Here is a 12,922-nt window from a genome sequence, read left to right as displayed (position 1 = left end):
CCCCATAGGCGGCAGCATAAGATGGTTTATACGTTGGTTTGAAGAAAGGAGCGAGGCCTTCCATGCTAACAGGAGTCCGGACCGTCTTTGTTGGAGGAGACGCAAGGCAAATTGAAGTGATTCGCAAATGCGCTGAGATGGATGCCTCCGTCATGATCGCCGGGTTTGAGAAGCTGCAGGATTCGTTTCAGGGAGTGACTCGTGAGCAGTTCACACCGGAGCTGTTATCGGACGCAGATGCTCTGATCCTGCCTGTGGTTGGATGTGATGATGAGGGACGTGTCAGTGCGCTGTTCTCAGAAGGGCCATTGCGACTGCAGGAGGAGCATATCGCAGCAATGCCCGGTCATGGAGTGATCTATACAGGCATGGCGAAACCGTATTTGCGCTCGCTATGTGACAAATATAAGATCAAGCTGGTAGAGATATTGGAGAGGGACGATGTTGCCATCTATAATTCAATTCCGACAGCGGAAGGTGCGCTGATGATGGCGATCCAGAATACGGATTTTACGATTCACGGTTCAACCAGCATGGTGCTTGGCATGGGACGAACAGGCTTTACAATGGCTCGCAGCTTGCAAGGTTTGGGTGCCAAAATTCTGATGGGCGTACGCAAATCGGAGCATTATGCCAGAGCTGAGGAAATGGGCTGGAAACCTTTCCTGGTAAGGGATTTAGGGTCTTATGTGCCTTCTATTGACTTGCTTTTTAACACGATTCCAACTATGATAGTCACAGCACAAATCATCTCGAAAATGCCTCGGGAGGCAGTTATCATTGATCTCGCCTCCGCACCCGGCGGATGCGATTTTCGCTATGCCGAGAAACGGGGTATCAAAGCCATGCTCGCACCCGGACTACCCGGAATCGTGGCTCCAAAAACAGCTGGCATCATTATGGCCAATACGCTGGTGGAGCTGATTTCTGAAGAAATCAAGATTCGGGGGGATGCGTAGATGAATTGGAATGGAAAGACAGTGGGTTATGCCCTGACAGGATCACACTGCACGCTTGAAGAAGTGATGCCGCAGATCCAGCGGTTTAAGGACGGGGGAGCCAACGTGGTGCCGATTGTATCCAGCACGCTCATGACAACGGATACCCGATTCGGCACGTCGGAAAATTGGCAGAAACAGTTGAAAGATATTACGGGTAATGATATTATTTCTACAATTGTTGACGCGGAACCACTAGGCCCATCGAAGCTTCTTGACGTTTTGGTCATTGCTCCTTGCACGGGAAATACGACCAGCAAGCTGGCCAATGCGATGACTGACAGTCCTGTCTTAATGGCAGCCAAGGCGCAGATGAGAAATGGAAGGCCGCTTGTGCTGGCGATCTCAACGAACGATGGCCTTGGGCTAAATGCGGCGAATATCGCTAAACTGCTGATTACGAAGAACATCTATTTTGTTCCGTATGGGCAGGATAATCCCCAGCAGAAACCAAACTCGCTTGTCGCCAAAATGAATCTCATTCCGGAAGCGTGTTATGCGGCTCTTGAAGGGAAACAGCTGCAGCCGATGATTGTGGAATATTCTTAATGCGTTAAGGTCTTGTAGCCCGATACGCACTCTAGAAACAACTGCAGCCATCGTTTTATTCTTGACGGAGAGATCAGGCAGATCAGCAAGCATACTGTGCTAGAGCCCAGAAGTTCTTGCTGGTCAAGAGATGAGGCTTGACATTTTACCTGTCGGATCGCTGCCCGTGAAACATCAAACTGCCTTTAATGCGATTCCGCAGATCGATAAATGTACAGAGAATGGTTATCCATTAGAAGAAATGAAGATGGTCCACGAGACCAGAAAAATTAAGGGCGACGAATCCATCGAAGTGACGGCTATCTGTGTACGTATCCCGGTTGTGAAGGCATTATGAATCCGTGTATGTGGGAATTCAAGAATGACGATGATCTGGAAGATGTTCAACGGCTTCTGTCGAATGCACCCGGAGTTACGCTGGTTGAGGATCCAAGCTTTCAATCGGACCCGCTGGATACGGATGCCAAGGGAAACCGGATGTATTCGTAGGTCGGCTTCGCCGCGGTCTGGCGCATAAGCGCAGGCTCAACATGTGGATCGTTTCAGATAACCTTCTAAAGGGTGCGGCATGGAATGCCGTGGAAATCGCAGAACTCATTGTGAACAAACGGAACGGCCAGGCTTAACAGCCGGCCGTTTCAGTCGGTAGGCCCGCAATTTACGTCTCCTGGGCATATATAAACGGAGGAATATTCAATGCGCATCTTAGTTCAAAAATTCGGCGGAACATCATTGTCTACACCGCAAGCAAGAACCCATGTTATCGGGCACATTCAGCGCGAACTGGCCAACCAATACCAATTAGTGGTGGTTGTATCGGCTATGGGACGCCGCGGAGAGCCTTATGCTACAGATACCCTTCTGGATTGGATCGGGCATAATGGCAACGCCCTGCCTAGCAGAGAGCGGGATTTGCTTCTCTGCTGCGGAGAGATTATCTCAGCAACCACACTGTGCAGTCTGCTTCAGCATGAAGGGATAACCGCAACGGTGCTGACAGGTGCTCAAGCCGGATTTCTTACAGACGATCACTTCGGAAATGCACGCATTAAGGACGTAAAACCTGAACGAGTATTAAAGGAATTGGAGTATCATCAAGTGGTTATTGTGACAGGCTTCCAGGGCCAGACGGATTCTGGAGACTTTACAACGCTGGGCAGGGGAGGCAGTGATACTTCGGCTACTGCACTGGGTGCGGCACTTCGTGCGGAGATGGTGGACATCTATACGGATGTTAATGGTATCCTTACAGCGGATCCCCGAATTGTTGAGGATGCGAAGCCGCTCAGTTATGTGAGTTATACAGAGATCTGTAATATGGCTCATCAGGGTGCTAAGGTCATACATCCCAGAGCGGTTGAGATTGCCATGCAATCCCAAATTCCGGTCAGAGTGCGGTCAACCTTCTCGGATAATGAGGGAACGCTGGTTACCCAGCCGGAAGGTTTCAGAGATATTCAGTCTGGCATTGTAGACCGCTTTGTGACGGGAGTTGCATATGTAAGTAATATCACGCAAATTTCAGTGGAATGTGACCGTACGGAAGGTCTTCAACTGAAGGTGTTCAAATCGATGGCTGAACATTCCATCAGTGTAGACTTTATTAATGTTACCCCTACGGGAGTGCTTTATACCGTATTTGACAGCGATTCGGAGAAAGCGATCGAAGTGCTGCAGGGTCTGGATTTGAAACCCAAAAGCTTGTCCGGCTGTGCGAAGGTATCCGTTATCGGCGGCGGTATAAATGGCGTTCCGGGCATTATGGCCAAAATCGTAGAATCCTTAAGTGAGCATGATATATCGATTCTGCAATCGGCCGATTCGAACACAACGATATGGGTACTCGTGAAGAAGGAAGATATGGCTCAAGCGCTGCGCGCACTGCATCATAAATTCGAACTACATGTATAAGCTGTATTTCAGAGCGCGCGAAGGGCTGAGGTATGTTGAAAGGAAACATCAAATATAGATTACTTACGAAGGAAGCTCTCCGCTCGAGAGAGCTTTAAGGAGGAGTCATTGTGGATTTCGGAAGATTGATTACTGCCATGGTTACCCCTTTTGATCGGAATGGTAAGATCAATTGGGACGAGACTGCGAGGCTTATTGAGCATCTGATTGTTGATCAGAAGTCGGACTCGTTAGTCATCGCAGGAACAACGGGTGAATCACCTACGCTAAGTGAAACCGAGAAGCTCGAATTGTTTTCTTTTGCTGTGAAGCAGGCAGCTGATAGAAGCAAGATTATCGCGGGTACCGGCAGCAACGATACGGCACATTCTGCAGAATTGACGAAAAAAGCAGAGGACTGCGGTGTCGACGGCATTTTACTTGTCGCTCCGTACTATAATAAGCCGAACCAGGAAGGACTCTACAGGCACTTCGAGGCCATTGCCGCGGCGACATCACTGCCTGTCATGCTGTACAATGTGCCTGGACGCACGGGCATTAGCCTGAGTACGGCTACGACCTTGCGCCTGGCTCAACTTCCGAACATCGTGGCAACCAAGGAATGTGCTTCGATCGACCAGGTCACCAGCATTGTGGCAGGAGCTCCGGACGGGTTTATCGTATATTCCGGTGACGACTCTGCTGCGCTGCCTGCGCTGTCGGTTGGTGCCTACGGGATCGTAAGTGTGGCCAGCCATATTGCCGGATCCCAAATGAAGGATATGATTCATGCTTATGTGGAGGGCGATGTGAAGGAAGCCGCAAAGCTTCATCAATCACTGTTCCCGCTGTTTAAAGGTCTCTTTGAATGCCCTGAGCCGCTTCCGAATCCCTCGGCGGTCAAATTCGCCTTGACGGAGCGCGGATATCAGGTCGGCGATGTTCGTCTGCCGCTTGTTTCTCCAAGCGAGAATGAGGCTGCTTTTATCCGCCGTATACTCTCTTCCCTGTAACATAATTGCTGATACAGAACAGCCACTGCCTTCATTGAAGGCAGTGGCTTCTTCGTTTTAAACCCCTCTGTTTCGGGGCATCCTAAGGCTCACGAAGGTGGTTGACTTGTGTTTTCACTTTTTCATCATGTATAATGAATTCAAGTGACTGGGTGCGGTATTTTTTTGAAATTTAATATAACAATGGTACGACGTCCAAAACTATAGGAGGGTTAGATACATTTGTCTAAGAAAATAAGCAGCGATAAACTATCGATTTTTGCCTTGGGCGGCGTCGGTGAGATCGGGAAAAACATGTATGTCATCCAGTATGCCAATGACATCGTTGTCGTGGATGCGGGATTGAAGTTCCCAGAAGAAGATATGCTTGGGATTGATATTGTTATTCCTGATATTAGCTATTTAACGGAAAATCGCGACAAAGTGAGAGGGATTTTGCTGACTCACGGTCACGAGGACCATATCGGCGGCCTCCCTTACGTATTGAAACACTTGAATGTTCCAGTATATGGAACGAAATTGACGCTCGGATTGGTTGAGAACAAGCTCAGAGAAGCGAATTTGCTTGGTGAGACGAAACGGATTCTGATCAACGCAGATTCTGAAGTTCAACTCGGAAACACGTTGAAAGCAACCTTCTTCAAGACGAATCACAGCATTCCGGATTCCGTGGGAATCTCCATTGAAACACCTGAAGGCAATGTCGTGCATACGGGGGACTTTAAGTTTGACCATACTCCGGTAAATGACCAATATGCAGATCTGCAGCGTATGGCTGAGATCGGAAGCAAGGGAGTTTTGGCTCTGCTGTCGGACAGTACGAACGCAGAAAGACCAGGCTTCACGCCTTCTGAGAAAAATGTGGGCATCGTTCTGGAAGATATCTTCCGTAAAGCGGAGCAGCGCGTAGTTGTTGCAACGTTTGCATCCAATGTGCATCGTATTCAGCAGGTGGTCAACGCAGCTGAATCCACAGGCCGTAAAATAACCGTAATCGGCAGAAGTATGGTGAATGTGGTATCCATTGCAGCAGAGCTTGGATATCTGCACATTCCCGAGGGTATGCTGATTGAGCCTGAAGAGGTAAACAAAATGGCAGCGGACCGTGTAGTTGTTCTGTGTACAGGCAGTCAGGGTGAACCGATGTCAGCGCTGACACGTATGGCCCGGTCTACTCATCGTAAGGTGGACATCCTGCCGGGAGATACGGTCATCATCGCAGCAACTCCGGTACCAGGGAATGAAAAATATGTAGGACGTACGATTGACGAGTTGTTCCGTCTTGGAGCAGACGTTATCTATAGCGGATCCAATTCCGGTGTCCACGTTTCGGGACACGGCAGTCAGGAAGAGCTCAAGCTTATGCTGAATCTGATGAAACCGCAATATTTCATCCCTGTCCATGGCGAGTATCGGATGCAGCGCCGTCATGCTCTGCTTGCAGAGTCCGTCGGTGTCGATCCGGACAACATTTTTATTACCGATATCGGTGAAATTGTTGAAATTCAAGGTGGCTCGGCCCGCAAGGCCGGCAAAGTGACAGCAGGCAACGTTCTGATTGATGGACTTGGTGTCGGTGACGTGGGTAACATCGTACTGCGTGATCGCAAGCTGCTGTCTCAGGACGGTATCTTGGTCGTCGTTGTTACCTTGAGCAAGCAAAACGGTTCCATCGTATCCGGTCCTGATATTATTTCGCGTGGATTCGTATACGTTCGGGAGTCCGAAGGGCTTCTGGATGAAGCCAACCGTATCGTTTCCAGCACCCTTCAGAAGCTGATGAGTGAAAACGTGAATGAATGGGCGTCACTTAAGACCAGCGTAAAAGACGCTTTGGGACGCTTCTTGTATGAGCAAACACGTCGCAGACCGATGATCTTGCCGATCATTATGGAAGTCTGATACAAGACAATAAAATAAATCAGGCACACAGTCGCCCCTCTTTCGCAGGTAATAATTGGACGGTTCCCGCGAAAGAGGGGCTTTTTATATTCTTTTCCTTGAAACTGCTTTCGGACTTGGAATTCGATAGGAGTTTATTCGACTTGGCCTGTATGAGTAATGAGGATGTCCTTTTGTCACTGCAAGCATAAAAGAGTCCCGTCATTTGCCATACTAAACGTTAGCTGTGTGATTGCTGCTGCAGCTAGACATTAAGATAAAGGCAGGGATGCACGATGGACAAGGATCAATGGACCACGGGCAAGAGAAGAACAGGTTTAACCGGTGAGACAGAAGCTCCTCCGACCATTCCCACGGAGGATGGCAAGAAGGCGGCTGTTACGGAAGCCATACAGCAGCTGGGGCAGACAGGACTTCCGAATGGTGGGGAATCCAACGTATTTTGCATGACCATTATTGGTCAAATCGAGGGCCATCTCGTGCTTCCCCCACAGAACAAGACAACGAAATACGAGCATATGATTCCACAGCTTGTCGCCGCTGAGCAAAATCCCCGGATCGAAGGACTCTTGATCATTCTAAATACAGTAGGAGGAGATGTTGAAGCAGGTCTTGCCATTGCAGAGATGATTGCTTCGCTAAGCAAGCCGACGGTGACGGTGGTTATAGGGGGAGGGCACAGTATCGGCGTACCGATTGCCGTAGCAGCGGACCATTCCATTATTGCGGAGAGTGCAACCATGACCATTCACCCGATTCGCATGAGTGGGCTGGTCATTGGTGTCCCGCAAACTTTTGAATACATGGAAAAGATGCAGGAACGCGTTGTGCGCTTCGTGACGAGCCATTCCGGCATCACGGAGGAGCGGTTTAAGAATCTCATGTTTGCAACAGGTGAGCTGAACCGGGATATCGGAACCGCAGTGTCGGGAGTTGATGCGGTCAAATACGGGTTAATGGACGAAGTAGGCGGGATCGGACAGGCATTGAGTCGTTTAAACAGCATGATCGCAGAGCGTAAACCGATCAGTCCCGGGGGGATTACGCAATGATATGGTACAGTGTAATGCCGTTCGACCCGATCGGAATGTTCCAAGAGGATCAGACTGCTGTCACATCCAGGGAGATCCGTGTTGAGGGAATACTGATGGAAGTTGAACCTCTGGCGGAGGATCAAGCGAAGATTGTCCGTTTACTGGAATGCGGACTTCAGGATTATCTGAACCCTCGCTACACTCCGGGGTCTATCATTCGCTATATTCCGACGGTAAAAAATGAGGCAAAAGGCTAAAAACAGAACATAGGTACGCCACCGAATATTATGCTATAATATGGATTCGGGGGTGACACTTTTGGCAAAACGGAAAAGGAAGAAGAAGGCAGCCTTTGCAGCAGTATTGAAATATGAAATATATGGAATTGTATTGATGACACTCTCGGTCATCGCTTTATCCGGAGAAGCACCGGTCGGGCGCTCCCTATCCAAGATGTCGGGATATTTGCTGGGCAAGTACTACTTTATCATCCCCTTGATCGGCATTTATTACGGGTTAATGGTAATGATTCACCGGAAATGGCCCAAGCGGTGGAACAGCAGACGTACCGGTGTCCTTCTTCTGATATTGTCGCTCACTTTAATGAGCAGCATCGCAGGCTTGGAGTCCAAGTTGGCCCCAATCGGACAATTGAATGCATCGAATGCGATGAGCCAGATACATAGTGATTTGCAAGGCGAACTGCTTGATGGCGGGGTCGATGATGGACATCATCCCGTGATGGGCAGAGATATCAGCGGGGGCTACGTTGGAGCCCTGCAGTTTGCTTTTTTGTTGATGCTGTTTGGCAGCATAGGGGCAAGACTTATTATGATTGTCATGTTATTTATCAGCTTCATGCTGATAACGAATTTGTCCTATGTTGATCTGATGCGCATGTTCCGTGTGAGGGTAGTGAAAGCTGGAGAACGGATTCAGAAGAAAGTGAACAGCCAGCAGACGAAATCGAGAGCAGCAGCGAAATCAAATGCCAAGGAACAACGGATGCAGCTTCCGGAAGATCTGGATGATGATGATCTGGATGATATGGAGAGCATGAGGCTGCCGCGCCGCAAAGCGCCGCAGTTCTTCCAGCTGTTTAGTTCCAAAGGCAACAAGCGGAATGAAGTACCGGAAGAGGCAGTGGAAGCTGTTGATGACAGTGCGCCGGTATTTACAGTGGGGAATGGGCACGGTACTAACGAGAAAGGCGAGGTTGTCCTGTTTAACAGTTCGGATCAGCCTGAAGGAGTTATGGATGCTGCGACTCCTCCTGTCGATTCGGTTCCGTCATCTCCGATTATTCGTGATTTCTTCGAGCAGGTGAAACAAGAAGAACGATTGGATGACGAGTACGATGATCAGGAAGCCGTGATGCCTCCTCTGGCTCAGGATGAGCCGGGAGGGAAAGCGGCCGGTACCAACTCGATTGATGCCAATGAGCTGCCGGGCGGCGGTGATCTGGATGCAACAGCTGTTGCGGGCGATGGCGTCCAAGCTGGTAAGGCACCGTCAGCACCTCCTGCACCACCACCCAAGCCGTACAAGCTGCCGCCATTCCGCCTGCTATCCAAACCGAACAATGGCGGTAAGGGTGGCGACCAGAATGATTATATGCAAACGGCTCGCAAGCTGGAGGCAACCTTGGAAAGCTTCGGCGTACGGGCTAAGGTGTTGGAGGTTGTAAGAGGACCCTCTGTCACCCGTTACGAAATTCAGCCTGACATCGGGGTCAAGGTAAGCCGCATCGTAAATCTGACCGATGATATTGCATTGGCGCTTGCAGCCAAGGATATCCGCATGGAGGCACCGATTCCAGGCAAATCGGCCATCGGCATTGAGGTGCCGAACAATGAAGTCTCTCTCGTTACGATGAGGGAGGTTATGGAGACACCGACCTTCCAAGAAGCGGAATCGAAGCTGTCGATCGCGTTCGGTCGCGATATATCCGGTCAGACGATTGTTGGGAATCTGGCGCGAATGCCCCATCTTCTGGTAGCAGGTGCAACCGGCTCAGGGAAGTCGGTATGTATCAACGGCATTATTACCAGCATTCTGTATAAAGCGAAGCCGGATGAGGTTAAATTCCTGATGGTCGATCCGAAAATGGTTGAGCTTAACGTTTACAACGGGATTCCGCATTTGATGGCACCGGTCGTAACCGATCCGAAGCGGGCTTCGCTGGCGCTTAAGAAAATCGTTGTTGAGATGGAGAAGCGTTACGAGTTATTCTCAAAGTCCGGAACACGGAATATTGAGGGTTACAATAATCTGATGAAGGATAATTTGCCTGCGGTACTGCCCTACATCGTCGTGATTGTGGACGAGTTGGCCGATCTGATGATGGTTGCCGCAAACGACGTAGAAGACGCGATTACCCGTCTTGCCCAGATGGCACGTGCTGCCGGAATTCATCTGATTATCGCCACCCAGCGTCCATCGGTGGACGTGATTACCGGGGTCATTAAAGCGAATATTCCGTCCCGTATTGCCTTTGGAGTATCTTCTCAAGTCGATTCCCGGACCATTCTGGATATGGCGGGGGCTGAGAAGTTGCTTGGCCGCGGGGATATGCTGTTTATGCCGATGGGCTCTTCCAAGCCAATTCGGGTGCAGGGTGCTTTTATGACTGATCAGGAAGTAGAGAACATTGTGGATTTTGTCCGTGATCAAGCACAGGCAGAGTATGACGAATCGTTGGTTCCTGAAATTGATGAATCTTCGAATTCCGATGATGAAGAATTGGATGAGCTGTATGAGCAGGCGGTGACGATTGTGCTGGAAGCGAAACAGGCATCGGTATCGCTGCTTCAACGGAGAATGCGAGTGGGCTACACCCGTGCAGCCCGTCTCATTGACTCGATGGAAGCTCGAGGCGTGATCGGTCCTTATGAGGGCAGCAAGCCACGGGAAGTACTCATGTCGATGGAGCAGTACCAACAGCAGCAGAATCGTATCAGTTGAGCTGAATGAATTCATCACGCTAGAATAAAAGGAAACGAGTCGAACCAAGAGGTGCTTGGTCTGGCTCGTTTCCTTTTTGGATTTTTCAAGAGATGCTGTTGAATTTACGGTATTTGCTTGCGGTCATTTTCATAATTTTCTTAAAGGTCCGATCAAAATGGGTTAAACTCTCAAATCCAATCGCTTCAGCGATATCCACGATCTTCAGATCCGTATCCGTCAGAAGTCGCTGCGCTTCGCGAATGCGGGTGAGATTCAGGTAGTTGATGATGGTAAAACCCGTGATTTCTTTGAATATCCGGGACAGATAGAACGGACTGATGAAGAAGGTCTCGGATAATTGCTGCAGCGTTATTTTTTCAGCATGATGGGCGTGGATATGTTTTACCACGTCGGTGATTTTCTGATGGAGCGGGTTCATGGAGGCGGGTGCAGGCAAGGAAGCTGATCGGATTAGCCGATGGGTCTTGATCAATAATTCCATGAGCAATACACGAAGCATGTACTCATAGGAATCCGAGCGTTCTGTAATTTCATCAGCCATTTTGTTCAAAATTTGCAGAACGGTGTCCTGCTCTGGAATGGTTAACCGCAGCAAAGGTGTATCCTGGCTGAACATGCCAAGCAATCCGGATGCCAGCAACGGATGGCCTTTTCCCAGAAAAGAATCGCTAAAATTAATGACGATACGTTCATGCTCCGGGTCTCCTTGCCCGGAGGTTTTATGTACGTCAAATTTGTTGATGAGAATTAAATCGCCGGCTCGAATGGAGTACAGCTTTTCTTTTATAAAATAATGGCGTTCGCCTGATACCAAATAGTAAATTTCGTAGGTTCCATGGTAATGGTTATTTCGTTCAAAGGGTTTGGTGCGATGAATGCGGTGGTAGTAAAATTCCCCTTCTTCTTCTCCGTAGGCGACGGTACGGGTATCACTGGACATCATCATTTGCCCCCGCTTCGTTCATATCATATAGGATGAAACAATCCTCGAATGGATCAGCTTATATTGTATCAACTTCTCCTTCAGAAAACAAAGCAAGATATGTTGAATTATCTGTTAATAGCGCAATAAAAGTGAAGAAATCCAACTGATGATGCCGTAACATAGTAGATGAATATACAGAAATGGACGGTGAGATCATGAGAGCTTTTATGGATGAACACTTTTTGCTTCATAACGAGACGGCTCGTGCTTTATATCACGACTATGCAAAAGACATGCCAATCATTGACTATCACTGTCATTTGAGTCCACAAATGATATACGACAATCATCGGTTTGAGAACTTGACTGAAGCCTGGATTAACGGAGATCACTATAAATGGCGGGCTATGCGTGCCGGTGGGGTGGAAGAGGCTTACATTACGGGAGCCCAGGGTGTTAAAGACTATGACCGCTTCTTGGCTTGGTCGCGCACGGTTCCGATGACAATTGGCAATCCGTTATACCATTGGTCTCACCTGGAGCTTCAAAGATTGTTCGGCATCCATGACATGATTAATGAAACGAATGCACCACGCATCTGGGAGGCGGCGAATAAGCGTTTGCTGGAGCCTGATTTTACAACCCGGGGATTGATAACGGGTAGCCGGGTTAAGGTCGTTTGTACCACCGATGATCCGGTCGATACGCTGGAATATCATATCAAGCTGGCAGAGGAAGAGAATACGGGATTTCAAATGCTGCCATCCTTCCGGCCGGATAAGGGACTGGAGATCAATCGAGAGACGTTTGTGCCTTGGGTGAGATTATTGGCAGAGCGAAGCGGGATGGAGATTGAAGATTATTCGGCATTCCTGGCTGCGCTTGAGCAGCGTGCAGAATTCTTCCATTCGGTTGGCGGACGGGTATCCGATCACGCACTGGATTATGTGCCTTATCATGAGGTTACGGAATCCGATGCATCCGAAATATTCCTGAAAGCGCTTAAGGGAGACGGTGTCTCTCGTGCAGAAGAAGAACAATTCAAGACGTATACGCTGCTGCATCTGGGACGCATCTATTCCAGACTGGGCTGGGTCATGCAATTTCACATTAATGCCCATCGCAATAACAATACCCGGATGTTCCGTGAGTTGGGTCCGGATACCGGATATGATTCGATTCATGACAGTCTTATTGCTGTACCTCTCGTGAAGCTGCTGGATCGGCTTGACCAGGAGCGGTCGCTTCCCCGAACGATTCTGTATTCGCTCAATCCGCGAGATAACGACATTCTTGCCGCTCTGATCGGCAGCTTTCAAGGTGACGGTATCCCTGGAAAAATCCAGTTTGGTTCGGCATGGTGGTTCAATGATACCAAAGACGGCATGATGGATCAGATGAGCAAACTCGCCAATATGGGCCTGTTAAGTCGATTTGTCGGCATGTTGACCGATTCCCGAAGCTTCCTGTCCTACACCCGTCATGAGTATTTCCGGCGGATTCTCTGTAATCTTCTTGGCGATTGGGTTACGCGGGGCGAAGCACCGCAGGATATTCCTTGGCTCGGAAGCATTGTTCAGGATATTTGCTATAACAACGCAGAGAGTTATTTCCGATTTGAGCAGCCGGAAGGGGGCTAGAGCG

At 49.1% G+C, this 12,922-nt stretch carries 10 protein-coding genes and 1 pseudogene; 10 read left to right on the top strand and 1 reads right to left on the bottom strand.

Annotated features, from left to right (window positions below; translation table 11 throughout):
* The first annotated feature begins 62 nt into the window (after positions 1–62).
* The 9 genes and pseudogenes from dpsA (at position 63) to M2277_RS00480 (ending at position 10,350) form a co-directional block, all read left to right on the top strand.
* On the top strand, positions 63–959 hold the full coding sequence (gene dpsA / locus M2277_RS00520; RefSeq protein WP_006211277.1) for a dipicolinate synthase subunit DpsA: 897 nt from the start codon (positions 63–65) through the stop codon (positions 957–959).
* Positions 960–1,547: a dipicolinate synthase subunit B gene (locus tag M2277_RS00515; protein ID WP_280753925.1), complete on the top strand. Its 588-nt coding sequence runs from the start codon at positions 960–962 to the stop codon at positions 1,545–1,547.
* Between the two features lie 103 nt (positions 1,548–1,650).
* Positions 1,651–2,173, top strand: a pseudogene (locus tag M2277_RS00510) (aspartate-semialdehyde dehydrogenase); the annotation flags it as partial.
* A gap of 70 nt (positions 2,174–2,243) precedes the next feature.
* Positions 2,244–3,458 carry an aspartate kinase gene (gene dapG / locus M2277_RS00505; protein ID WP_006211273.1) on the top strand — a complete coding sequence of 405 codons (1,215 nt, stop codon included), beginning with the start codon at positions 2,244–2,246 and terminating at the stop codon, positions 3,456–3,458.
* Positions 3,459–3,568: 110 nt separating this feature from the next.
* Complete coding sequence (gene dapA / locus M2277_RS00500; RefSeq protein ID WP_280753924.1) at positions 3,569–4,450, top strand: 4-hydroxy-tetrahydrodipicolinate synthase; 882 nt, start codon at positions 3,569–3,571, stop codon at positions 4,448–4,450.
* Between the two features lie 222 nt (positions 4,451–4,672).
* Positions 4,673–6,352, top strand: a complete 1,680-nt coding sequence (locus M2277_RS00495) for a ribonuclease J (RefSeq protein WP_036642106.1) — start codon at positions 4,673–4,675, stop codon at positions 6,350–6,352.
* A 275-nt stretch (positions 6,353–6,627) separates the two neighbouring features.
* Positions 6,628–7,404 (top strand): ClpP family protease, encoded by a 777-nt coding sequence (locus M2277_RS00490; protein ID WP_006211270.1) that lies wholly within the window; start codon positions 6,628–6,630, stop codon positions 7,402–7,404.
* On the top strand, positions 7,401–7,643 hold the full coding sequence (locus M2277_RS00485; RefSeq protein WP_006211269.1) for a YlzJ-like family protein: 243 nt from the start codon (positions 7,401–7,403) through the stop codon (positions 7,641–7,643). The genes M2277_RS00490 and M2277_RS00485 overlap by 4 nt, the downstream gene beginning before the upstream one ends.
* Before the next feature lie 40 nt (positions 7,644–7,683).
* Complete coding sequence (locus M2277_RS00480) at positions 7,684–10,350, top strand: FtsK/SpoIIIE family DNA translocase (protein ID WP_197477161.1); 2,667 nt, start codon at positions 7,684–7,686, stop codon at positions 10,348–10,350.
* A gap of 85 nt (positions 10,351–10,435) precedes the next feature.
* Here M2277_RS00480 and M2277_RS00475 read toward each other — a convergent pair whose 3' ends face one another.
* Positions 10,436–11,299: a helix-turn-helix transcriptional regulator gene (locus M2277_RS00475; protein WP_100086516.1), complete on the bottom strand. Its 864-nt coding sequence runs from the start codon at positions 11,297–11,299 to the stop codon at positions 10,436–10,438.
* A 194-nt stretch (positions 11,300–11,493) separates the two neighbouring features.
* Here M2277_RS00475 and uxaC point away from each other — a divergent pair, with 194 nt between their 5' ends.
* Positions 11,494–12,918 carry a glucuronate isomerase gene (uxaC, locus tag M2277_RS00470; RefSeq protein ID WP_280753923.1) on the top strand — a complete coding sequence of 475 codons (1,425 nt, stop codon included), beginning with the start codon at positions 11,494–11,496 and terminating at the stop codon, positions 12,916–12,918.
* Positions 12,919–12,922 lie beyond the last annotated feature (4 nt).

This window comes from Paenibacillus sp. LBL, assembly GCF_029893715.1.
Taxonomy (GTDB): domain Bacteria; phylum Bacillota; class Bacilli; order Paenibacillales; family Paenibacillaceae; genus Paenibacillus_AQ; species Paenibacillus_AQ glucanolyticus.
Note: the sequence above shows the minus strand (reverse complement) of the source record. Positions and strands in the feature narration are given on the sequence as shown.

Excerpts from the sequence above, each read along its gene's own strand:
- M2277_RS00485 (WP_006211269.1), top strand. The coding sequence starts at position 7,401 with ATGATATGGTACAGTGTAATGCCGTTCGACCCGATCGGAATGTTCCAA.
- M2277_RS00515 (WP_280753925.1), top strand. The coding sequence starts at position 960 with ATGAATTGGAATGGAAAGACAGTGGGTTATGCCCTGACAGGATCACAC.
- uxaC (WP_280753923.1), top strand. The coding sequence starts at position 11,494 with ATGAGAGCTTTTATGGATGAACACTTTTTGCTTCATAACGAGACGGCT.
- M2277_RS00490 (WP_006211270.1), top strand. The coding sequence starts at position 6,628 with ATGGACAAGGATCAATGGACCACGGGCAAGAGAAGAACAGGTTTAACC.
- dpsA (WP_006211277.1), top strand. The coding sequence starts at position 63 with ATGCTAACAGGAGTCCGGACCGTCTTTGTTGGAGGAGACGCAAGGCAA.
- M2277_RS00480 (WP_197477161.1), top strand. The coding sequence starts at position 7,684 with ATGGATTCGGGGGTGACACTTTTGGCAAAACGGAAAAGGAAGAAGAAG.
- M2277_RS00475 (WP_100086516.1), bottom strand. The coding sequence starts at position 11,299 with ATGATGATGTCCAGTGATACCCGTACCGTCGCCTACGGAGAAGAAGAA.
- dapG (WP_006211273.1), top strand. The coding sequence starts at position 2,244 with ATGCGCATCTTAGTTCAAAAATTCGGCGGAACATCATTGTCTACACCG.